This window comes from Neobacillus sp. MER 74, assembly GCF_023714155.1.
In genome coordinates this window covers 53,687-76,601 of sequence record NZ_JAMAUV010000003.1, presented here as the reverse complement: position 1 = coordinate 76,601, position 22,915 = coordinate 53,687, and the positions used below count along the sequence as shown (strand labels likewise).

Annotated in this window: 15 protein-coding genes; all 15 read left to right on the top strand. The window is 40.4% G+C overall.

Going from position 1 to position 22,915, the window contains the following annotated elements:
- Nucleotides 1-11 precede the first annotated feature (11 nt).
- The 15 genes from M3610_RS07070 to M3610_RS07000 all read left to right on the top strand — a co-directional run bounded on the left by M3610_RS07070 (nt 12) and on the right by M3610_RS07000 (nt 22,887).
- The gene (locus M3610_RS07070; RefSeq protein WP_251457728.1) at nt 12-2,165 is read left to right on the top strand and encodes a Sip1-related alpha-galactosidase; all 2,154 of its coding nucleotides are present in this window, start codon (nt 12-14) and stop codon (nt 2,163-2,165) included.
- A 19-nt stretch (nt 2,166-2,184) separates the two neighbouring features.
- Complete coding sequence (locus M3610_RS07065) at nt 2,185-5,343, top strand: FAD-dependent oxidoreductase (RefSeq protein WP_251457725.1); 3,159 nt, start codon at nt 2,185-2,187, stop codon at nt 5,341-5,343.
- Between the two features lie 5 nt (nt 5,344-5,348).
- Nucleotides 5,349-6,692 carry a GH1 family beta-glucosidase gene (locus M3610_RS07060; RefSeq protein ID WP_251457722.1) on the top strand — a complete coding sequence of 448 codons (1,344 nt, stop codon included), beginning with the start codon at nt 5,349-5,351 and terminating at the stop codon, nt 6,690-6,692.
- A gap of 6 nt (nt 6,693-6,698) precedes the next feature.
- On the top strand, nt 6,699-8,582 hold the full coding sequence (locus M3610_RS07055) for a beta-N-acetylhexosaminidase (RefSeq protein WP_251457719.1): 1,884 nt from the start codon (nt 6,699-6,701) through the stop codon (nt 8,580-8,582).
- A 35-nt stretch (nt 8,583-8,617) separates the two neighbouring features.
- Nucleotides 8,618-9,409 carry a sugar phosphate isomerase/epimerase family protein gene (locus M3610_RS07050; protein ID WP_251457716.1) on the top strand — a complete coding sequence of 264 codons (792 nt, stop codon included), beginning with the start codon at nt 8,618-8,620 and terminating at the stop codon, nt 9,407-9,409.
- 44 nt (nt 9,410-9,453) lie between these two features.
- Nucleotides 9,454-10,434 (top strand): Gfo/Idh/MocA family protein, encoded by a 981-nt coding sequence (locus tag M3610_RS07045; protein ID WP_251457714.1) that lies wholly within the window; start codon nt 9,454-9,456, stop codon nt 10,432-10,434.
- An 85-nt stretch (nt 10,435-10,519) separates the two neighbouring features.
- Entirely contained in the window at nt 10,520-11,137 is a 618-nt protein-coding gene (locus M3610_RS07040) for a YesL family protein (RefSeq protein WP_098572866.1), read from the top strand.
- Nucleotides 11,138-11,364: 227 nt separating this feature from the next.
- Nucleotides 11,365-12,702, top strand: a complete 1,338-nt coding sequence (locus M3610_RS07035; protein ID WP_098572867.1) for an ABC transporter substrate-binding protein — start codon at nt 11,365-11,367, stop codon at nt 12,700-12,702.
- A gap of 134 nt (nt 12,703-12,836) precedes the next feature.
- Nucleotides 12,837-13,739, top strand: a complete 903-nt coding sequence (locus tag M3610_RS07030; RefSeq protein WP_180230056.1) for a carbohydrate ABC transporter permease — start codon at nt 12,837-12,839, stop codon at nt 13,737-13,739.
- Entirely contained in the window at nt 13,736-14,647 is a 912-nt protein-coding gene (locus M3610_RS07025) for a carbohydrate ABC transporter permease (protein ID WP_285850987.1), read from the top strand. The genes M3610_RS07030 and M3610_RS07025 overlap by 4 nt, the downstream gene beginning before the upstream one ends.
- Before the next feature lie 38 nt (nt 14,648-14,685).
- Nucleotides 14,686-16,200, top strand: a complete 1,515-nt coding sequence (locus tag M3610_RS07020; protein ID WP_251457712.1) for an FGGY-family carbohydrate kinase — start codon at nt 14,686-14,688, stop codon at nt 16,198-16,200.
- 24 nt (nt 16,201-16,224) lie between these two features.
- A complete protein-coding gene (locus tag M3610_RS07015) occupies nt 16,225-17,151 on the top strand; it encodes a class II fructose-bisphosphate aldolase (protein WP_251457710.1) in 927 nt (308 codons plus the stop codon).
- 40 nt (nt 17,152-17,191) lie between these two features.
- The gene (locus tag M3610_RS07010; protein ID WP_251457708.1) at nt 17,192-18,565 is read left to right on the top strand and encodes a beta-N-acetylglucosaminidase domain-containing protein; all 1,374 of its coding nucleotides are present in this window, start codon (nt 17,192-17,194) and stop codon (nt 18,563-18,565) included.
- A gap of 27 nt (nt 18,566-18,592) precedes the next feature.
- Nucleotides 18,593-20,416, top strand: coding sequence for an MBL fold metallo-hydrolase (locus M3610_RS07005; RefSeq protein ID WP_251457707.1), 1,824 nt, complete (start codon nt 18,593-18,595; stop codon nt 20,414-20,416).
- Complete coding sequence (locus tag M3610_RS07000) at nt 20,416-22,887, top strand: alpha-mannosidase (RefSeq protein ID WP_251457706.1); 2,472 nt, start codon at nt 20,416-20,418, stop codon at nt 22,885-22,887. Before M3610_RS07005 ends, M3610_RS07000 begins: the two co-directional genes overlap by 1 nt.
- The last annotated feature ends 28 nt before the right edge of the window (nt 22,888-22,915 follow it).

Genomic DNA, 22,915 nt, shown 5'->3' with positions numbered 1-22,915 from the left:
GGAGTTATACGATGTTTCAATTCCAGCAAAATCATAACGAGCTGCAATGCCGTTTGAATAATAAAACCTTTCTTTCCGAGATTCAAGTGTCTATTAATCTGGAAAATCAATCCCTTCAAAATTTAGAATTGAAAACAAGTGAAGAGAGCGCAGGAGAAGACCATCTGGGTTTTTATACTGAATATCGTTCTTCCTATAGCGATAATGATGATACAGTATTCACGAAATTACGATTCCGATGCTACGCTTCATCTATTACTGCATTTGTGGATGCAGATGTTAAAAATGAAGAATTGTTTAAAAAACAAGTATTTTTTTCACCGCAGCGTGCCATCAACATTACGATTAACAACCTAATGGAAGATTATGAGATTATGGCAAACTATCAACATAAAGAGTGGTGGACGCGGCCATTCTTTACGGATAATATTCAAGAAATCCCAGAACGGACCCAATCGTTATTACTTAGATCTGAAAAAGAATATTATCATTTGCTGCCAGTTTGTGATGAAGTAGTACGGACAGATTTAAGCGGTACAAAAGATGGATTGCAAATCTCGATCTCACCATTTCATGGCGGCTATAATCATATATCCACATTTGCTTTTATTTTAGGAACGGGAAATAATCCTTACTCTTTAGTGAATGAAAATGTTAAGAAAGCCATCACGCTTTGTGGACAAAGCATCATGTCAAGAGAAGAAAAAAAGTATCCTGAGATTCTGGATTACTTAGGCTGGTGCAGTTGGGATGCCTTTTATCATGCGGTTAATGAAGAAGGAATCCTAACCAAGGCTGAGGAACTAAAACAAAAAAACCTTCCTGTTAAATGGATGATGATTGATGATGGATGGTCCGAAGTGGAAAATAGAAAACTTTACTCCTTTGATGCAGACCAGGAGAAATTTCCTCAGGGGTTGGCCAATACCGTTTCCTCCCTTAAAAATGACTTTGGTGTCAATTGGGTAGGAGTTTGGCATACCCTTGCAGGTTATTGGGAAGGAATTTCACCGAATGGACCGTTGGCTAAGTCATTAGATAAACATTTATTTACAGCCAAAAACGGCAGTTTAATACCATCACCCAAAGCGGAAGATGGATTTGGTTTTTGGCATGCTTGGCACTCGAAATTAAAGAAAGATGGCATCGACTTTGTAAAAGTCGACAGTCAAAGTGCTATTTCAAACTTTACAGTGAATAACCAATCTGTTGGCGAAGCAGCAAGCGGGGCCCATACAGCACTCGAAGCCTCATGTTCCTTACATTTTGATAATACAGTCATTAACTGTATGGGAATGGCTGAGGAAAATATATGGCATCGTCCATACTCAGCCGTTTCTCGCAATAGTGATGACTTTGTGCCGCAAGAAGAGCGCGGATTCAAAGAACATGCCTTGCAAAATGCCTATAATTCCCTATACCATGGTGCGTTTTATTGGGGCGATTGGGATATGTATTGGACGAAAAACCATGATGATCTGCAAAATATGATCTTACGAGTAGTCAGCGGCGGGCCTATTTATTTTAGCGATGCGGTTGATCAAACCAATCCAGACATGGTTTGGCCGTTAATTTATAAGGATGGAAAAATCATTCGTTGTGAACAACCTGGAGTACCAACCGAAGATTGCCTCTTTATTGATCCAACTCAAGCCAAAAAGCCATTAAAGATTTGGAACCAATGCAAGGGTGCAGGAGTTATAGCCGCATTTAATATTAATGAAGGAACTGGATCAATTCAAGGATCGATTGGTCCAAATGACGTACCAAATTTAGTGGGGGAATCGTTCATCATTTTTGACGTATTCACTAAGAAACATGTGGTTGTAAGCAAAGATGAACGAATGAATATTGAAATCGAGGAAAACGGGACCTCCCTTTATTTAATTATTCCAGTTGAAAAGCCATTTACGCCTATCGGTCTTTTAAATAAGCTCATTTGCAATGATGGGATTGTAAAGGTTTGGAACCTGGATAAAGAACTGAAAGTAACCTTAAGAGAAGGTGGAGTTTTTGCTTTCTTGTCGAAAGAAACACCAGTTAAAGCAACGGTTAATGGTGAATTGGTCTTAATACACCAAGATTCTGCAAACGAGCAGCTGTTTACCATTGATTGCCAGGACGTTGAGGGTGAAGTGTTCCTTGAAATAAAAAAAGGATACTAATGTAAAGGGGGCTGTCATTTTGACTAATCATCGATTGCCTGCACAAGAAATCCCGATTTTGGCGGAAGTCGATGTCGTCATTATCGGTGGAAGCTTTGCAGGTTTATCAAGTGCCCTGCAATTGGCCAAACAGGGTAAACGGGTTATGGTGGTTGAATCAAGGACTTATTTAGGAAGTGAATTAACCGCTGCCCTCCGTCCTTGGATAACGATGCCACATACAACCATGCCAATACCTAGAATATTGGAGGCTTGTGTAAAAGCTTGTGGAAGAACAATTAGCAATAGAGATTCTCAATCGATCGTCTTCCACGTCGATCGATTGAAATTACAGTTGGAAGAGGAATTGTTGGGTGCGGGAATCCATTTATTGTATGCCTCGCTCCCAATTGGGATCACGAACCTTGCTGACAATTACAATGGGTTGATAATAGCCAATAAATCAGGACGACAATTAATTCGATGCCAAGGAATTGTTGATGCGAGTGAAACGGCTATTACTACTTTTTTTAACGGTGAAGTATGGACATCATCAGAGAAGAGCAAAACGGGTTACTTTAAGCGAGTATTAGAGTTTACCAATGTCCAAGAAATAGATGAAATAGAATTTACGGTTCCGTCCGGATTAGGGATAAAACACAACAAGATTCACCTCTACAGCGGCTATCACGGAAATGGACATTTCTATGTAGAATATGAAATGTTGTTACCTGCGGACAACAGTTTAGAAGCCAATCAACAGCGGGAATTAGCCGCTCAAAAAGCAGGAATGTCTCTAGCTGAATATCTGGTTCATCACATACCGGCTTTCAATAAAGCCTTGTTATGTGCAAGTTCATATGAATTAAAAGGCCCGTTTCAAGAAATGGAAGAGTATCCCAAAACGCAACGACCGCTGAATCTTGATCAATTATCGGTAAATTACCCAAATACATGGTGTTTTTATCAAGATCTTTATAAGCATGGGAATACGGATTGGCTAGACCCTGTCAAAGCAGCTGCATTAGGTGAACAAGTTGCAGAATTACTGAATGATCTTACTTTCAAAAAGGAGAATTCAGGACAGATAAAAGCCCAGGTTTCTATTCGAGATGACTGTTTTGAAATGAAAATCCCTGTTGATTTATTAGACTGTCATGTGAACCAGCAGTTTGTTCCGGAACAGGAAATATACTTATGTAAAACAGCAGGTGTGCTAGTGGCAGGAGGCGGCTCTAGTGGGGCATCAGCCGCGATTGTGTCTGCAGAGGAAGGTATCAATACCATCCTTGTTGACCTCAATCCGGGACTTGGCGGAACAGGTACTTTTGGGGGTGTGGACAGCTATTGGTTTGGTAAGCGCCATGGATATGCTGAGAGAATTACGAAACTTGTCCATGATGTCCAGAAACGAATTAAGTACAAAGGCCATAAGTGGAATATTGAGGCAAAGAAGTTTGCTCTGATCGAAACGGCTGATCGTTTAGGAATTGAATGGTTGTTTAACACGATCACATTCGGGGCGATTACAAAAGGAACTAGGGTTTGCGGCAGCCTTGTGGCCACTAAATGGGGAGCTGGCACTGTATGGAGCGATTGTGTAATTGATGCTACTGGTGATGGCGATCTTGCTGCATTTTCGGGAGCTGAATTTGAATATGGCTCTGTCCGCGACCATGTAGTGATGTGGTATTCACTTGCTCAATACAAAGAGCCAGGTAAATTACAAAATAACTTCACGAGCATGGTGAATGTGTCGGATGTTCAAGACTATACAAGGGCAATTCTGGCTGGGAGAAGAAGATGGAGTGCTGACGTTGATGGCTGCCATGACCACGGCATTTATGTAGCTCCGCGTGAAAGTCGTCATATCATTGGCGATGTTGTCATGAACATGAGTGATCAATTGTTGCATCGAAGCTGGACGGATTGTATTAACATCCATTTTAGCAACCATGATATGAAGGGAATTAGTGAGGCTGACTGGTTAAATGCCGGCTTAATCCCGCCAAACCTTGAAATTGAAATACCGTATCGAATGCTTCTCCCAAAAGGACTGGACGGAATATTAGTGGTTGGCAAGGCTTTCTCGGCAACGCACGATGCACTCCCAGCCATTCGCATGCAATCAGATTTGGAAAACTTAGGAGGTATTGCTGCACTTGCCGCAGCGATGGCTGTGAAAGAAAAGCAGTATCCTAGACAGATAGATTACCGGCTTTTACAAGAAAGAATTATAAAAGAGGGCTTAATGCCTGAAAGTATTTTAACGAGAAAATTGGGGTCTATTCAATATACAGATGAAGAACTAAAGAGCTTGGTTGATTCAATTGAGATAGAGCCTCTGTACGAATACTCTCATATGCGGATGAATGAAATCTATCAACAGCGGATTCCATTCGTTGAAATTTGTACGGCGGGAGAGAGAATCATTCCGTATCTCGAACAAGCTTATGCAGGAACGGATGGTATTAAGAAGGTCCGGATCGCGCAAGCATTGGCCATGTATGGATCGAAATCAGGTGTTCCAACATTAATTCATGAAATAAATGCCATGCTTCAAGGAGAAGAACTGCCGAAACGGACGGCGGATATTTTATATGTAACGATGCCGCCTGACCACGGAGCGATGTCAGATGCCTGTTATTTACTTTACTCCTTAGGACTTACCAGAGATAAACGCAGTATTAAAGTTTGGCAGCGGGTTGCTGATTTACTGCAACCAACAGAAGAAGATTTTAAAGATAAGTTGTGGGGAATTTTTTATTATATCCATGCAATATGTGTTGGGGCTGAAAGATTAGGTGATGTGGATGCCATTCCAATGTTAGAGCAATTACTGCGCATCCCATCTGTCAACAATCAACAGTGCTATGCTGGCCATCAAGCCGACTTCTTCCTTGAGAGACGGGCCCTTCTGGAACTAGCCATTGGAAGAGCTTTGGCACGTTGCGGAAGTGCCAAAGGGTATGAAATATTAGTCAATTATCTCGACGATGTCCGTTCCTTGCTTAGTAAGCAGGCACATACAGAATTAAAGCGCTTAAGTGCGAGTAACCTTTCTAAGGATAAAAGGATTTGGAGCGAGTGGCTTGAGCGTGAAAAAGCTAGGTTGAAACCGCAGCCATATATAGTACATACAGATATTGGTGTCGACAACGAAAAGATTCTAAGAAAAATAACTTTTGAAAGGGGTTAACAATCGTGTCAATTATTACATTCCCTAAAGATTTCCGCTTTGGGGTTTCTACGGCTGCCTATCAAATAGAAGGGGCATATAACGAAGACGGCAGAGGAATGTCGATCTGGGATACATTTAGTCGGATTCCGGGAAAAGTCAGAAACGGAGATAATGGCGATATCGCTTGTGACAGTTACCATCGCATCGATGAAGATATCGCCTTATTAAAAGAATTAGGTGTCAATACATACCGTTTCTCAATTGCCTGGCCTAGAATTTTTCCGAATGGAAGAGGAGAAGTAAATCAAAAGGGGCTGGATCACTATCATACATTTGTTGATAAATTGTTAGAAAATGGAATTGAACCTCTATGTACCATTTATCATTGGGACCTGCCGCAAGCACTTCAAGATGAAGGCGGATGGAAGAATCGCCAAACCATTGAGGCATTTGTGGAGTACTCAGATTTATTGTTCCATGAGTTCTCTGGAAAAATTAAATCATGGTTAACGATTAATGAGCCATGGTGTGTTTCATTCTTAGGATATTTCGTTGGAGAACAAGCACCAGGAGAAAAGAATCTCCAATCAGCTCTTGATGTAGCACATCATTTATTATTAGCCCATGGAAAAACGGTTAAGCGTTTTAAAGAGCTTGGAATTCCTGGAGAGATCGGTTTTGCGCCAAACGTTACTTGGTACGAACCATTTAGTGATCGCCCAGAAGATATCGAGGCTTGCAAGCGAATCTCTGCCTGGTTTACGGAATGGTTTTTCGATCCGGTGTTTAAAGGCAGTTATCCACAAATATTAGTTGATTGGTTTGCAGCAAAAGGGGCAAAAGTAAACATCGAAGAAGGCGATATGGAATTCATTAATCAGCCTATCGATATCCTAGGAATCAATTATTATACGGGAACCGTCTCTAGATATAAAGAAGGTCAGGGAACATTTGATTGTGAACACATTGATATTGGATTTGATCACACGGATATTGATTTCACCATCTATCCTGAAGGCTTTTATAAAGTGTTAATGGATATTAAAAATAAATATGGTGATGTCCCTATCTACATTACTGAAAATGGTGCAACGTATAATCAGGACCCAATAGATGGACGCGTACGAGATGATAAACGGATTAAATACCTGAAACAGCACCTAACACAAATTAGTCGTGCCCTTAACTCAGGGGTTAATTTAAAGGGCTATTGTATTTGGTCATTGATGGATAATTATGAATGGTCATACGGCTATAGCATGCGTTTCGGTCTTGTTCATGTGGACTACCAAACATTAAAAAGAACAAAGAAAGATAGCTATTATTGGTACAGTAAATTGAATCAAAATTATTGGTTTGAGGTGTAGGCCCCTATGAAACTACACTTTTACGGCGATATCCAAGGACTTGAAGAAGGATTATCAATTATTTGTCATGAGCTTAAGATTGAACAAAGTGAACAAGGATTTCCTATTCATGTGAAACAAATAGCTGGTCCGTTAAAGGTCAACTGCAATCCGGAACGCGGGGAGATTTTCTTTGAGGAGAAGATTCACTTTTTTCGTGCAGTAGGATTATGGATACAGGAGTTTAAGGAAAATAAGACGTTTCAGGTAATGGAAGAACCTCAATTTAAAACCAATGGTGTGATGGTCGATGTTTCCCGTAATGGGGTAATGACTGTAGAAGGAATTCAAAATCTTCTGCGAAAAATGGCATTAATGGGTCTAAATGTCGTGATGGTGTATACAGAGGATACATTTACAGTTGAAGAATATCCTTATTTCGGGTATATGCGTGGCCGGTATAATGAGCAGGAATTGCGGGCATGTGATGATTATGCCCACCAGTTTGGAATAGAAATGGTCCCTTGTATCCAAACACTTGCCCATTTAACCGAGGCACTGAAATGGAATTATGCAGCAAACATAAAAGATACGGCCGATATTTTATTGGTTGGTAAGGAAGAAACCTATGAATTTATTGAAAACTTATTAAAAGCTGCATCCAAGCCATTTCGAAGCAATCGAATTCATATTGGTATGGATGAAGCCCACCAGCTGGGCCTAGGAAAATATCTGGAACAGAATGGCTACCAAAAACGTTTCTCCATCATGAATGAACACTTGCATAAGGTTGTCGCACTTGCTGAAAAGTTATCTTTAACACCAATGATATGGAGCGATATGTATTTTAGACTTGGCTCGAAAAATGGTAATTACTACGATCTAAATGCCCACATACCAGAGGATGTCATTGATTCCATGCCTAAGGATGTTCAAATGGTGTATTGGGATTATTACCATACGGACGAGGAATTTTATCGAACATTTTTACAAAAACATAAAGAATTTGGCTCTGAGCCCATCTTTGCCGGCGGAGTTTGGACGTGGAATGGAATGGCTCCGAACTATGGAAAAACAATGGCAACTACAAATGCTGCATTGGAGGCATGTAAAAAAGAGGGTATCACTGAGGTATTCGCGACCATGTGGGGAGATAATGGTGCGGAAACACATCCATTCACAGGATTGGCCGGACTACAGCTATTTGCTGAACACGGATATGGAAGAGAAGTAGATCACAAGAAATTAGCCAAACGGTTTTCATTTTGTACCGGTGGAGATTGGGACGACTTCATTGCCCTAAATGAATTTGATGAAACCCCTGGTGTTTCGAAAGATAACCTTCATGAATCACATCCATCTAAATTTTTGTTATGGCAGGATGTTCTACTCGGTTTATATGATGAAAATATCCGCAGTCTGCCGTTAGGACAGCATTATTTAAACTTAGTGTCTCGTATGGAAGAAGCGAAAGAACGGAATAAAAATTGGTCAGAGATGTTTTCTTTTTATTCCCAATTGGCCCGAGTACTAAGTGTAAAAGCAGAATTTGGCATCCATTTAAAAGCTGCTTACGACCGGCGGGATAAACAGGAGTTAACGCAATTAAAGGACCAGCTTCGATTATTAAGAAGCATGGTGGATGAGCTCCGTAAACTGCACCGCTCTTTATGGTTTTCATCTTTAAAGCCTTTCGGCTGGGAAGTAATCGATATTCGATACGGCGGGATTTTGTCCCGATTAGATACAGTCGAATATCGGCTGCATTCGTGGCTCAATGGAAGCATCAGCAGCATTGAGGAATTAGCAGAAGAGCGTTTGTTCTTTGACGCACCATGGAAAATGCCTGAAGGTGCATTGGGTAGAAATACGTACCATCGAATTGTAACAGCAGGAGGATTCTCTGTATAAACAGTCGCAATTAGAAATTGAATGGAGGGATTCATGTGATTATTGGGTTTCAAACGGCAAATTATTTTGCCCGGGCAATGAATTACCAGACTACTATGGAAAATTGGGGAGAAGCCGAACGGAAAGTAATTGAGACTTTTAGTTTAGAAGAATTTGACCGTATATGCAGGGATATTCAAAGTGCAGGATTCCGGGATATCGAACTATGGATGGGGCATGCCTTTCCTAAATTTATGACTCCATATTTTGCAGAGGAATTACAGAAAATTTGGAAGAGTTATGGATTAAGTGTCTATTCTTATTCATGTTCGCTAGGTGATCCAGTTCGATATCCTCGATGGACCCGTCTTTGTTTCGAAACCGCCAAGATGCTTGGAATAGAGTTAATTACCAGCGGGATTACCAAAGAATCAGCTCCCGTCATTTATAGCCTTTGTAATGAATATGGAATCAAGGTTGGCGTTGAAAACCATCCCGAAAAGCACCCTGATCAGATAAAGGCAGCGATTGGGGATTATGGTGACTTACTTGGTGCAACAGTTGATACAGGCTGGTATGGGACACAGGGCTTTTCCGCAGCTGAAGCAATCTGGCAATTAAAGGATTATTTACTGAATGTTCATCTTAAAGATGTCAGGGAGATCGGGGAGCATAACCCCGTTGCGCTCGGAACAGGAATTGCTGGAATTGCAGAGTGTGTAAAAGCTTTGAGAGAAATCGGATATGATCGGACAGTATCAATTGAACAAGAAGCAGTTAAGCATGATCCAACCGATGACTGCGCGAAAGCTCTTGTATGGGTGAAGAGTTTACTTAATGAAGACTAATCCTAGTTCCAATATTATTAATATCAGTAAGGAGGAATGCAATCATGGTACGAATTGCAGTGGTCGGCACAGGCTGGCAAGGCCAAGGGCATTTAAGCACGATGAAGAATATGCCGGAAATTGAAGTGGTTGGTGTTTGTGAATTAAATAAAGAAACACTTCTAAAAGCAGTTAATAAATTTGCTGTGAAGGGCTATACCAGTTATGTGGACATGCTGGAAGAAAGCAAGCCTGAAGGAGTAGTAATCTGTACTCCGCCAGAGGTCCGGGAATTTCTTGTTCGTGAAGCCGCGGAGCGGGGAATCCACTGTTTTATTGAAAAGCCGCCTGCAAAAAGTCTTGAAATGGCACAAAAGGTGGAAGATATTTTAGCGCGAACCGGTGTCATTAATAGTGTGGGGTTTATGTACAGGTACAGCCCTGCTGTCGCCTATTTAAAAGAGCTGATTAAAGGCAGAAGGATTGCCCTGGTTCGCAGTGCCATGCTTGATGGGTTAGCGCTTCGTCCAAATTGGCCGCGCTGGTTCTTTAATAAAGAAATATCGGGAGGCCCTGTATTTGACCAGGCCATTCATATTTTTGATCTGTCGCGCTACCTGCTTGGAGAAGTGGAGCGAGTAACAGGTTATCAAAACAATCTCGTTGTGCCAAAAGGCGAAGACTTTACTGTTGAAGATAGTTTTAATCTATCAATGAAATACCAGAATGGAATCTTGCAGAATCATACACATACTTGGTCCTATCCAGATGTCTTTACACAAATTGAATTCATCTCGGACCAACTCCATTTAGTACTGGACCTTGTCAATGGAAGTGTAACCGGAAAGGTAGAAGGAGAGCCTATTTCCTTTCAATCGGATGAAAATGCACTATACCAGCGGGAGTTAGCGGCATTTGCAAAGGCGATAGAAGAAAAGAATCCTTCCTTTGTTCTCTCTACTTATAAAGATAGTATTCAATCTCTTGATGTTGCCTTAAAAGCAAGTGATGCCCTCGAGTTAAGTACAAAAAACTTAGTTAAATAGTTTAGTATAACCAGGGGTGTCACTCGCAAGATAAAGGCACCCTGGGTTTCCATGATCATTAAGTCTTTTTAAGGAGAGCGTTTTTATGCGTAGAACACTGTTATTTATAATGGAGTGGCTGTGGAGACTATTATTTCTGAACGCTATTTGGCTATTATTTTCACTCCCTATTGTTACTATTATTCCTGCCACAGCAGCAATGTTTGGAGTAATGGACAGATTGGTTAGAGAGGATCAAGATGAGCCGGACTTTAAGGTCTTTTTTCGAGAGTTCAAAAGGTTATTCCTTAAAAGCTATCCACTTGGACTTTCCATAGTGATTATTGGCGGGCTGCTATTTGTTGATCTTTTAATCCTAAGAAACGCAATTTCTGATATGACAGAAATTATTCGAGTTGCCGTATTAGCATTTACCTTGTTATTCCTAATTGCTGTTTCGTATAGTTTTCCTGTATTTCTTCGCTATGAATATCCATGGTATAAGACTCTATTTTTTTCTTTCATGCTGGGAGTACGAAAGCCTGTTATCACTTTTCTCATGTCGTGTGGTTTTTTGTTGATTCTATTACTGTTGTTGTTTGTTACTGGCATTGGAGTATTATTAATAGCAAGTTTAACGGCACTAATTAGTACTGTTTCAGCACACTATATCATAAATAGACTGCCAAAAATAACCTTAAAAGAGGCTGATGAAAACTTATAAAAAAATATAAATAGAATATTCAAAAATGATTGACTTGTAAACGCATTCATATAATAATAGGGATAAGTCCACAAAACCTCACAAAATCGGTAACATATTCCACAATAACAGTCATAATCATTAAAAGATTCAATGAAAAAACACGGAGGGAGAGAAGTTTTCCAAAATCTAGTTGAACAGAAATGTGAGGTTGCGACCAATTAAAAAATTTTCTAGGGGGATTTTGAATGAAGACAGTAAGAAAAACATTAATGACGCTGTTAATTCTAGCCATGAGCTTTTCTTTAATCCTAACTGGCTGTTCAAGCAAAGAATCCGGTGCAAATGAAAGTGGAAGTAAATCTAAGAATGGCGAAAAAGTAGTAATTGATTTTTGGACTTTTTGGGGATCTGAAACCCGCCGTCCAATTATTGAAAAAATTATTGATGATTTTAATAAATCTCAGGATAAAATCGAAGTCAAACATACATATCTGCCATGGGGAGATGTTTGGACTAAGAACTTAGCATCCATTGCTGCCGGAAATCCTGCAGACCTAATCATAAATGATATCAATGCAGTAGGCCACCGTGCGAAAAACAATCAAAATACAAATCTAGCAAAATATTTAAAGAAGGACCCAGCAGTTAAAGATCGTTTCTTCCCAGAACTTTATAATGCAAGTCTATATAAAGGGGATCCATATGCATTGCCATTTAACACAGATACACGTCTATTATTCTGGAATAAAAAAATGTTTAAAGAAGCAGGTCTTGATCCAAATACACCACCAAAAACATGGGCAGAGTTAGAAGAAATGGGTAAAAAGCTTGATGTGAAAAAAGGCAATAAATATGAAAGAATCGGTTACTTGCCAAATCAGGGAATCGGAGCAGATGTCTGGATGATCAATGCAGACGGAAAAGGTTACTGGGACTTTGATGCAAATAAAGCAGTTATCAATGATGAAACTAATGTAAAAGCGTTAACTTGGATGAAAAATTACTATGATTATTACGGTGATAAAACAATTAATAACTTTAAAGCTGAATTTGGTGAGCAAACAGCAGATCCATTTGTTGCTGGTAAATTGGCTATGACTACTGATAATGCAAATTTCTTCACAAAAATAAGAGATTATGGTGAAGGTATGGAATTTGGCGTGGCGCCACTGCCTGAAATGGAACCAGGAACAGGTAATGAAAGCTGGGGCGGTGGATTTGTCGCCGAGATTCCTAAGGGAGCGAAACATCCTGATGAAGCTTGGGAATTCCTGAAGTATTTAACGGATGTTCAGGCACAAGAATACTGGGCGGTTAAAAACTTTGATATTGTTGCAAACAAAGAAGCAGCAGAAAAAGCTTCTACCAGTACAGAATTTACAGAGGATGGCAAGAAGGTATATTCATTAGCGAATGAAAATATGAAACAAACCTTGCTAACGCCAACACCAATCGAAGCACCAGATTATATCAATTTAATCCAGCCAGAGATTGAGTCCGTTCTATTAGGGAAAAAATCACCGAAAGAAGGATTGGATGATGCACAAAAAGCGGTAGAAGAGCTGGTTAAGAATAACAAATAGTTTTAAGCAGTATTTCAGGGAGTGACATCAATTCGCTCCCTGATTGCTTAAACTGGGAAGAAGGGATGATTCAAATGGAACCAAAGATTTTAGGAAAATCAGATATAAAAAGGAATAGTAAACACTCAAAGACAATGGTTTCATTACAGCGAAAGGAAGGTCTCCAAGGATACCTTTTTATTGCTCCATGGATAATTGGTTTTCTATTTTTCCTTGCAGGACCACTACTATTTTCCCTCTATGGTAGTTTTACCAATTATAATATCACCTCAAGTATGGATTTCATCGGGCTGGATAATTTTAAAAAGATGTTTACAAATGACCCGATAATTTGGCTTTCACTGCGAAATACCCTCTATTTTGTCGTCGTTTCTGTACCGTTAACAACAGCTGGTGCTGTTCTGCTCGCTGTTCTTTTAAACCAAGGTGTTCGGGGAATGAGAGTATTTCGAACGATTTTCTATTTGCCGGCGGTTTTATCTGGTGTGGGTGTCTATTTACTTTGGATGCAATTACTGAGTCCTTCCACAGGATTGGTTAATACATTGCTTGGTTTTGTTGGAATTGAAGGACCGGCATGGCTGACGGATCCATCTTGGACAAAGAACGCATTAATCTTTATGAAAATGTGGAGTGTCGGCGGCGGTATGCTATTGTACCTGGCAAGTCTACAAGGTGTTTCACCTTCTCTGTATGAAGCAGCAGAGATTGATGGGGCAAGTACATTTAGGAAGTTTTTTCATATTACCCTGCCTATGATTACACCAGTTATCTTTTTCGATCTTGTAACTAGTACAATTGGAGCGTTCCAAATTTTCCAAGAAGCTTATGTAATGAGTGAAAGTGGAGATGGCGGGCCGGCAAATTCATTAGTTTTTTATAATTTACATATGTGGAACAAAGCGTTTGAAGTTTTCGATATGGGTTACGCGATGGCGATGTCGTGGGTTTTATTTATCATCATCCTCGTGTTAACGGTATTCAACCTAAAGCTTGCCCCACGCTGGGTACATTATGAAGGGGAGGATCAAAAATGAGCGAAGTGGTCCAAAAGAGGAGCGGAACACAAATGAGTGAAGTCGTCCAAGAAAAAGATAACTATTTTAAAAGTTTACGATTCAAGAAAAAAGTAGGTCAAGGCATTATCTTAACCATCCTCATTCTTGGAAGCTTGTTAATATTATCGCCAATCTGGTGGATGTTCGCCACATCTTTAAAAGATATGAAAGAAATTATGACATACCCGCCAACCTTTATCCCAAAAGAGTGGCACTGGGAAAACTATGGTATTGCCTTAGAAAAGGGATCCTTTTTTAGATACACTTGGAACACTTTATTTATTACAAGTTTCGTTGTACTAGGGAATGTTCTCGCCAATTCGTTCATCGCTTATGGATTTGCCAAAATTCATTTTAAAGGACGAAACTTTTTGTTTGCAGTAGTGCTGGCAACGATGATGATTCCTGGTTTCGTTACGTTAATTCCTCAATATGTGCTTTATGCCAAATTGGGTTGGCTAAATACCTATATTCCATTAATTCTCCCGGCTTTCTTTGGAAGTGCCTTTTTTATCTTCTTACTTCGTCAATTCTTTTTGACGATACCAAATGAATTAATTGAAGCAGCCAAAATAGATGGGGCTAATCATCTTTATATCTGGTGGAAAATCATCATTCCGCTTGCCAAACCAGCCATTGCTACGGTTGCAATTTTTTCCTTTAACGGCGCATGGAATGATTTTCTTGGACCATTATTATTCTTAAATGATGAATCAATGTATACTTTGCAGCTTGGCTTGCAAGTGTTTAAAGGACAAAATGACACCCAATGGAACTTTTTGATGGCTGGATCAATCATGGTTTTATTACCGGTTATCCTGCTGTTCTTCTTCTTCCAACGTTACTTTATCGAGGGAATGAATTTAACAGCTGGGTCTAAAGGATAAAGGTGTACAAGGAAAAAGTGGAAGGAATTGTTTAGACAATGGGATTGCTTGGTATTGATATTGGGACAACACATTGTAAGGCGGGTTTTTTTCAAGAAAATGGATCAATCCTAAAAATTGCTGTTCGTCCAACTATTACTCATTATAACCAACAAGGTGAACCGTTTATCTCTCCATCAGAAATTTGGAGAAATATTGCAAGCTGTCTAAAGGAGATTTTATCCGGCTGTAATGAAAAGGTTTCGGCTATCGGTATAACTAGTATGGCCGAAACTGGTCTACTGCTGGACAGGAGAACTGGAAGACCAAGAACGAATTTCATTCCATGGTTCAGCCGCTGTGCGGAAACTGAAGCAGAGGAAATATCAAAAGAGGATCGACCCTTTGATCGCTTTCAAAAAACAGGTCTTCATAATAGCTACAAGTACGGGCTGGCAAAAATATTACAATTGAAAAAACGGGATAAGGATATTTTGGAAGAGGCAGTCTGGCTGTCGGCATCAGATTATATTGCCTACTTGCTAACCGGGAATCTTGCAACAGATTATACCCTGGCTGCAAGGACCTATGCGTTCCGGATTGACCAACTAACATGGGACCAACCGTGGATAAAGCATTTTGGGTTACCGGAACAATTATTTCCAGAAGCAATGCCAAGTGGAAAACTAATGGGTCTGACTCAATCAAAAGTGTGTGACCATCTAGGACTTTCTCCGGGAATTCCTGTTGCTATTGCAGGTCATGACCACCTTGTTGCTGCCATTGCCGTTGGTGCTGTCAATCCAGGTAATGTATTTAATTCAATTGGAACCGCCGAGACAATGGTAGGTGCGTTTGAGAAAAGGCAGCTTACAGATATAGAATACGCTTCAGGTATGACCTTCGGCTGTCATATCGTCCGGAACCGCCTCTTTTGGATGGGAGGAATTTCAGCCTCCGGAGGTTCGATTGAATGGTTCAGGGAACAATTCGCAGATCAAAAAATGACCTACGAAGAAATTATGATCCTCTCTTCTAATGTAAAAGCAGGACCGTCACGTATCTTATATTATCCATACTTGTCCGGAAGCGGCTCACCGCAGCCAGACCCATACGCAAGAGGGGCTTTCATTGGTCTCAAGACATCTCATCAACGGAGAGATCTTTTGAAAGCAATGATGGAGGGGACAGCGTATGAATTGGAATCGATTCGCAGATCTGCTGAGAGGATTTCTGGATATCGGATAAACCGAATGACTTCAGTTGGCGGAGGGACGAAAAATAAATACTGGATGCAAATAAAAGCAGACATCACCAATTGCCAGTTAACTATCCCAGAAATTAATGAAGCAACCATGCTTGGCGCTGCTATAACAGCAGGAATTGGCAGCGGGGTTTATAAGAGCGAGGAAGAGGCGGTTTCGGCAATCCGCTATACGCACAGCAAGGAAATAGTGCCAAATCAGGAATTCCATCAGGAATATAAACACTTATATGAAGAAGGGTATATGGGGCTGCAGGAACAACTACGGAATTTTTATCGCCGTTTTCCATCGTCCCTAACAAATGAATGAGTAATTAGATAAATAGAGGAGCTTATGATGATGACTAATAAAACAGATTTAATCAATGTATTGACGTTAAAAGAAGCCCTGGAGGAAGCAGAAAAAAAGGGCTATGCGATTGGCTCTTTCTCTCCACGGTATACTCCTATGATCCGCCCTGTTTTAAGGGCGGGTGAAAAAACAAAATCACCGTTAATTGTCCAAATTTCACAAAAAGAATTAGAACGGTATGGCATTACTCCGTTCGAATTCGCAGAAGAATTTTACCGAGCAGTCGAAGAAGAGAGTATTACAGTTCCGGTCGTTCTTCACCTTGATCATACAAAGCAAATCTCTGTTCTTGAAGATGCGATTGAGGCTGGGTTTACTTCCGTGATGATTGACGCTTCGGAGCACGAGTTAGCCGAAAATATCTCCATCAGTAAAAAGGTTGTGGACTATGCCCATGCGAAAGGTGTTTCCGTAGAGGCTGAGTTAGGAAAAATCGGAACAACTGATTTTGTGGAAACTGACAAGGATGAGGAGCTCTACACCGATCCAGCTGAGGCTTTGCAGTTTGTAAATGAAACTGGCTGTGATGCATTGGCGGTTTCATGCGGTACGGCCCATGGTGTCTATCTTGTTAGACAGCCAAAGGTAGACCTTGAGAGACTAAAAGCCATTCGGAAATTAACACCGGTTCATTTAGTTCTTCATGGTGGATCAGGTGTACCTGCTGAGATGATTATTGCAGCTACGAAGCTTCCAAATGGCGGTGTTAGTAAAGTGAATATTGCAACAGATTTGGAGATTTCCCTTCTAAAATCGCTAGGAAAAGAAGAACGGATGACAAACGAGGAATGCAAATCACTATCAAACGAGCAGTTAGAAATGGCGCAAAAAGCCGTTGAGGCAACAGTAATCGAAAAAATTCAGCACTTTCTGGGCAGTTCAAATCAGGCAGAAAACTTTCAGGGTTAATAAAAGGAGCAATTAAACCACTTAATAAAGGAGGTACTAAATGACAGACACATCCTTTTTTCCAGTTAGAGGGGTCATTGAAGGTTTTTATGGTTTGTTTTACACTGCTCCCGAACGGAATAATTTAATCTCTTTTATTGCAGAGAATGACTTTAATCTATACATTTATGGACCTAAAAATGACCGCCAGCATCGTGCCCGCTGGCGGGAGCCATATCCCGATTTAATTATGGAACAATTTGCAGAAACGGTGAAACATTCGATGAACCATGGAGTAGAATTCTGCTACTCGCTCGGATCTGGTGTTTCAATCAATTATGCATCCGAAGAAGATTTCCACTTGATTACCACGAAGTATAAAGCATTTTATGATATTGGAGTCAGGCATTTTATGATTATGCTCGATGACATTGCTGCTGAATTTCATCATGAAGAAGAGCGGCTTATGTTTAACAGTTATGCTGGGGCGCATATACATATCGCGAACAGATTGCTATATTGGTTAAAATCGCTGGATCAATCATGTAAATTATCACTTTGTCCTACTGATTATCACGGGAAGGCACCATTTAGTGACTATATTTATGAACTTGGAAAAGGACTAGACCAAGAGATTGATATCTTTTATACAGGTCCAGAGATTTGTTCTGAAACTATATCCGAACAAGCTGCTGCTGACTTTGCAGCAGCAGTCCAAAGAAAACCGATTATTTGGGATAACTATCCTGTAAATGACTTAGCGATGACAAATGAGATGCATATCGGTCCAATTACCGGACGTGACGCCAGACTTCCGCATGTGTGTAAAGGGTTTATCGTCAATACAATGAGTCAGGCTGAGGCTTCAAAAATAGCTTTGCTAACCTTTGCGGATTATTTTAAAAATCCAGCTTGCTATGAACCCTGGTCATCGTGGGAAAAGGCATTGAAAACAATCGCTGGTAATGAAAACTATGAAGCTATCAAACTTTTCGCTGAGAATTCATTGTTCTCTTGTCTTGGTTATCCGGAAGCACCAATATTGGAACAGTTAGTTCAAAAAGCACTTTCTAGCCTTCACTTAGGTGAAACTGCATCCGTTAGCAAAGATGTCCAAAAGCTGTTTGACTACTTGGATTCACTTGATGAAGCCGGATACCTTCTTAAATACAGAATGTCTAATTATGCCCTGCGTAATAATCTGGTTCAATGGATTGAACTGATGGAAAGCATGGCATGGGCAGGGAGAAGGGCCATTACGGTTTTAAGGGCTTTGGAAAACAACGAAGATATTACTGCTCCTCTCAATTGGCTTAAGGAGTCGGCCGGTGAAATACGGAATCATCCGAAAAGATATGCAGGAAGCATACTACTCCCATTAATTGAGTTTGTTGAGACGAAAGTAGATAAGAAAAAAAGCAATATCTTTAATTAAAGACAATAATGGGAGTTGTATAGAGAGATGAAAAAAATCTCAACAAATCTTTTCCTATATGAAGATACATGTAATGTCTACGTGATCAAGACCGGAAAAAAAGCGGTCTTAATTGACTTTGGGGATGGAAATGTTCTTCAACACCTGGGTTCAATCGGAGTTGACAACGTGTCAGATATTCTTATAACCCATCATCACCGGGACCAAGTTCAGGGATTGCATATTGCAGTCCAGGAAGGGATACGCATTTGGGTGCCTCATACAGAACAAGACCTATTTCATCATATCGATGAACATTGGAAGGCTCGAGCGATCACAAATAACTACAATATGCGGCAGGATCGCTTTTCCCTTCTGCAATCAGTGCCTGTTTATGGCTCGTTAAAAGATTATTCCTCACATGTGATTAACGGGATAGCTTTTACGATTATTCCTACTCCAGGACATACCGTTGGTTCGATTACTGTCATAGCAGAAATAGAGGGGAAGAGAACCGCATTTACTGGTGATTTAATTTATGGACCTGGCAAAGTTTGGTCCTTGTCTGCTACCCAATGGACGTATAACGGTGGAGAGGGGATTGCATTAAGTGTTCTTTCCCTTTTGGATATAAAAGACCGAACCCCCGACCTGCTTTTGCCATCACATGGGCAATTAATGGAGCACCCTTCAGATGCAATTGACCTCCTTATTGGGCGACTTGTGAAATTAATGAATCAAAGAAATCATAACCCAAGGTTACTCAAATTGAGGGAAAACCCCTATGAAGAAATTACACCGCATTTGTTATTTAACAAAACAAGCATGTCCAATGCATACGTCATCCTATCAAAAAGCGGCAAAGCCCTGTTTATTGATTTTGGCTACGATTTTATAGGAGGGATTGCAGCTGGAAGTGACAGAGCTTCAAGGAGGCCTTGGTTATACACTCTTTCGAAGTTAAAAGAACAATATGGGGTGGAAAAGATTGATGTAGTCATCCCGACTCATTACCATGATGACCATGTGGCAGGTCTTAACCTATTGAGGGATATCGAGGGAACGGAAATTTGGTGCCCTGAAAACTTTTCCCATGTCCTCGAAAATCCTGAAAAGTTTAACTTACCATGTTTGTGGTATGATCCAATCCCAGTGAATCGACAGCTGCCGTTAAAACAAAAAATTAAGTGGGAAGAGTACGAATTCACACTTTATGAGCAGCCAGGTCATACTTTATATGCAGCTGTTATTGAATTTATCATTGATGGAAAACGAGTTCTTGCAATCGGAGACCAATATCAAGGGGAGGATGGACAATTCAATTATGTGTATCAAAACCAATTTAGAATTTGGGATTACATAGATAGTGCCAAGCTTTATAGAGAATTACAACCAGATCTTCTCATTTCAGGGCATTGGGAGCCAATAGTGGTTACTGAGGAATTTCTTCAACTAATTGAAGAAAAAGGGAAGGTGCTTGAACAACTTCATCGTGACCTTTTGCCATTAGATGAACTGAATTTAGGGGCAGATGGATTTGGAGCCATTATTCATCCATACCAGACGGTGGTTCAGACAGGTGATACTTTTTCGGTAACGGTCGAAATAAAGAATCCGTTTTATGAAGAAAAAGAGGTATTAGCAAAGATGATCACACCAACCAACTGGCAGGTCGATAATAGTGATTTCAAAGCGAAATTAACAAGCATGGAAACCATACAATTTACGGCATCCATGACAGTTCCAATAGAAACCCAAGGCTATAGAGAACGAATAGCCGTTGATCTAACCATAGGGGAACATCATTTTGGGCAGCATGCTGAAGCACTGGTTACAATTAATAATCTGCCTGCTGAAGGAGGAGACCATTAATGACAGAAAAAACGATTGCTGAAAAAGAAAAACAACTGCCAAAAACAAAAGTGAAGACTTTACATATGATTGGAAATGCTCATCTGGATCCAGTTTGGCTTTGGCAATGGCAGGAAGGGTTTCAGGAGACAAAAGCAACATTCCGTTCGGCCCTTGACAGAATGAAGGAGTACCCGGAATTTGTGTTTACAAATAGTTCCGCTGCAAACTATGAATGGATTGAAAACAACGAACCGCAAATGTTTGAAGAAATCAAACAGCGCATTAAAGAAGGACGCTGGGAAATTGTTGGAGGCTGGTGGGTTCAGCCTGATTGCAATATACCAAGCGGAGAATCCTTTGTCCGCCAGGGATTGTATGGGCAGCATTATTTCGAAGAAAAATTCGGGGTGACGGCAAAAGTTGGCTATAATGTGGACAGCTTTGGACATCATGGAATGCTTCCGCAAATTTTAAAGAAGAGCGGCATGGATTATTATATTTTCATGCGTCCAAGTCCGCAGGAAAAAGGACTGCCTGGAAGGTTATTCTGGTGGGAATCAGATGATGGATCACGTGTTTTATCCTACCGTATTCCATTTGAATATTGCACATGGGGCAAGGAACTCAAGAAACATATACGCCGAAATGCAGATGAATTAAAAGCACCATTTAATGATTTAATGACCTTTTACGGTGTAGGCAACCATGGCGGCGGGCCGACAAAAGAAAATATCGAAAGCATTAAACAATTAAATGAAGACCCATCATACCCGAATCTTGTATTCAGCACACCTAATAAATTTTTTGATGAGCTCATGAATAAGAATCTTCCGTTCCCGGTAGTTCATGATGACCTTCAGCACCATGCGAGTGGATGCTATTCCGTTCATTCTGGAATAAAAAAATGGAACCGAGAAGCAGAAAATGCACTGATCAAAGCAGAAAAATTTTCGTCTCTGGCGAACTGGCTCACAGGTCAAAATTATCCATCTTCTGAATACGGACTGGCGTGGAAAAATGTATTGTTCAATCAATTCCATGACATATTAGCAGGAACTAGTTTAGAGGCTGCATATGATGATGCACGAGATATGCATGGGGAAGCGATGTCAATCGCCAAAAGAGGAGTAAACTATGCGATTCAATCGTTATCGTGGAGAATTAATATAGAAGAAGAAAAAGGAATGAAGCCTCTTGTGATCTTTAATCCTCATTCATGGAACAGCAAGGTGAATGTTGAACAGGAAGTAGGCGGATTAAAGTCAAGCGATATTTTAGTAGATGAAGAGGGTAATCAAATTGCGATGCAGACGGTTCAATCCCAGGCTACAGCCGGAGGACGTTCACGGGTTAGTTTCAATGCCGACCTTCCTTCAATGGGATACAGGGTTTATAAAATTGTCAGCCGTCATGAAGGTAAAGAATTCCCATCGCTCCCAGCAAGTGAAGCATTCTTAGAAAATGCTCATTTCAGGGTTGAAATCGATTCACATACCGGCTTTGTAACGAGTTTATTTGATAAACAAAAGAACCTTGAGCTACTAAGCGGACCAGCAGCAAGACCAGTCGTCATCCACGATAAGAGTGACACCTGGTCCCACAATGTCCTTCGATTTAATGAAGAAGCAGGTGCATTTAAAGCAACAAGTGTAAAACTAGTGGAACAGGGGCCTGTAAAATCTGTGATTCGCGTGGTCAGTGAATATGGGAAATCTATTTTGGCCCAAGACTTTACAATGTACCAGGAGCTTGGCCAGATTGATGTTCATTGCACAATAAACTGGCAGGAACAATTTAAAGCACTAAAACTGAAGTTTCCAGTCAATCTGATTTTTAGAAAATCAACCTATGAAATTCCGTATGGACATATTGTAAGAGAGGGGAATGGGGAAGAAGAACCGGGTCAAAATTGGATTGATATCTCTGGAACCCATCCTTCAACAGGGGAAAGTTACGGCTTAAGCCTATTAAATGACGGGAAATACAGCTTTGATATACATAACAAGGAAATGAGTGTGACCGTTCTGCGCAGCCCTATCTATGCACACCATGACCCAATCGTTCCGGAGGAAAACCAATCCTATTCATTTATTGATCAGGGAATTCAAAGATTTACCTACTCACTTTTGCCTCATACAGGGAATTGGGAAACAGCGGGTACGGTAAAACGAGCGGCTGAGTTAAACCAAAAACCTATTTCGATTATTGAGAGCTATCATAAAGGATCACTGCCACAAAAAGATTCCTTTTTGTCTGTAGATGTGGAAAATGTCATTGTCAGTGTGATCAAGCAAGCGGAGGATAATGAAGACCTCATTCTGCGGGTTTATGAAACCTCCAATGAAGCTACAGTTGCCGTCATAAGTCTTCCTAAGTGGGGCCGGACAATCACTTCGGAGTTTAAGCCATCAGAAATAAAGACATTCCGTATTCCTAAAGATCCATCCAAACCAATAGTTGAAAACAATTTACTGGAATGGGAAGATTAAGAAAAAGAGTAATTATTTGAGCAAGAAG

Coding starts and splice junctions, on each gene's coding strand:
- M3610_RS07040 (WP_098572866.1), top strand. CDS start 10,520: ATGCGTAGAACACTGTTATTTATAATGGAGTGGCTGTGGAGACTATTA.
- M3610_RS07055 (WP_251457719.1), top strand. CDS start 6,699: ATGAAACTACACTTTTACGGCGATATCCAAGGACTTGAAGAAGGATTA.
- M3610_RS07025 (WP_285850987.1), top strand. CDS start 13,736: ATGAGCGAAGTGGTCCAAAAGAGGAGCGGAACACAAATGAGTGAAGTC.
- M3610_RS07000 (WP_251457706.1), top strand. CDS start 20,416: ATGACAGAAAAAACGATTGCTGAAAAAGAAAAACAACTGCCAAAAACA.
- M3610_RS07070 (WP_251457728.1), top strand. CDS start 12: ATGTTTCAATTCCAGCAAAATCATAACGAGCTGCAATGCCGTTTGAAT.
- M3610_RS07015 (WP_251457710.1), top strand. CDS start 16,225: ATGATGATGACTAATAAAACAGATTTAATCAATGTATTGACGTTAAAA.
- M3610_RS07030 (WP_180230056.1), top strand. CDS start 12,837: ATGGTTTCATTACAGCGAAAGGAAGGTCTCCAAGGATACCTTTTTATT.
- M3610_RS07035 (WP_098572867.1), top strand. CDS start 11,365: ATGAAGACAGTAAGAAAAACATTAATGACGCTGTTAATTCTAGCCATG.
- M3610_RS07045 (WP_251457714.1), top strand. CDS start 9,454: ATGGTACGAATTGCAGTGGTCGGCACAGGCTGGCAAGGCCAAGGGCAT.
- M3610_RS07010 (WP_251457708.1), top strand. CDS start 17,192: ATGACAGACACATCCTTTTTTCCAGTTAGAGGGGTCATTGAAGGTTTT.
- M3610_RS07020 (WP_251457712.1), top strand. CDS start 14,686: ATGGGATTGCTTGGTATTGATATTGGGACAACACATTGTAAGGCGGGT.
- M3610_RS07005 (WP_251457707.1), top strand. CDS start 18,593: ATGAAAAAAATCTCAACAAATCTTTTCCTATATGAAGATACATGTAAT.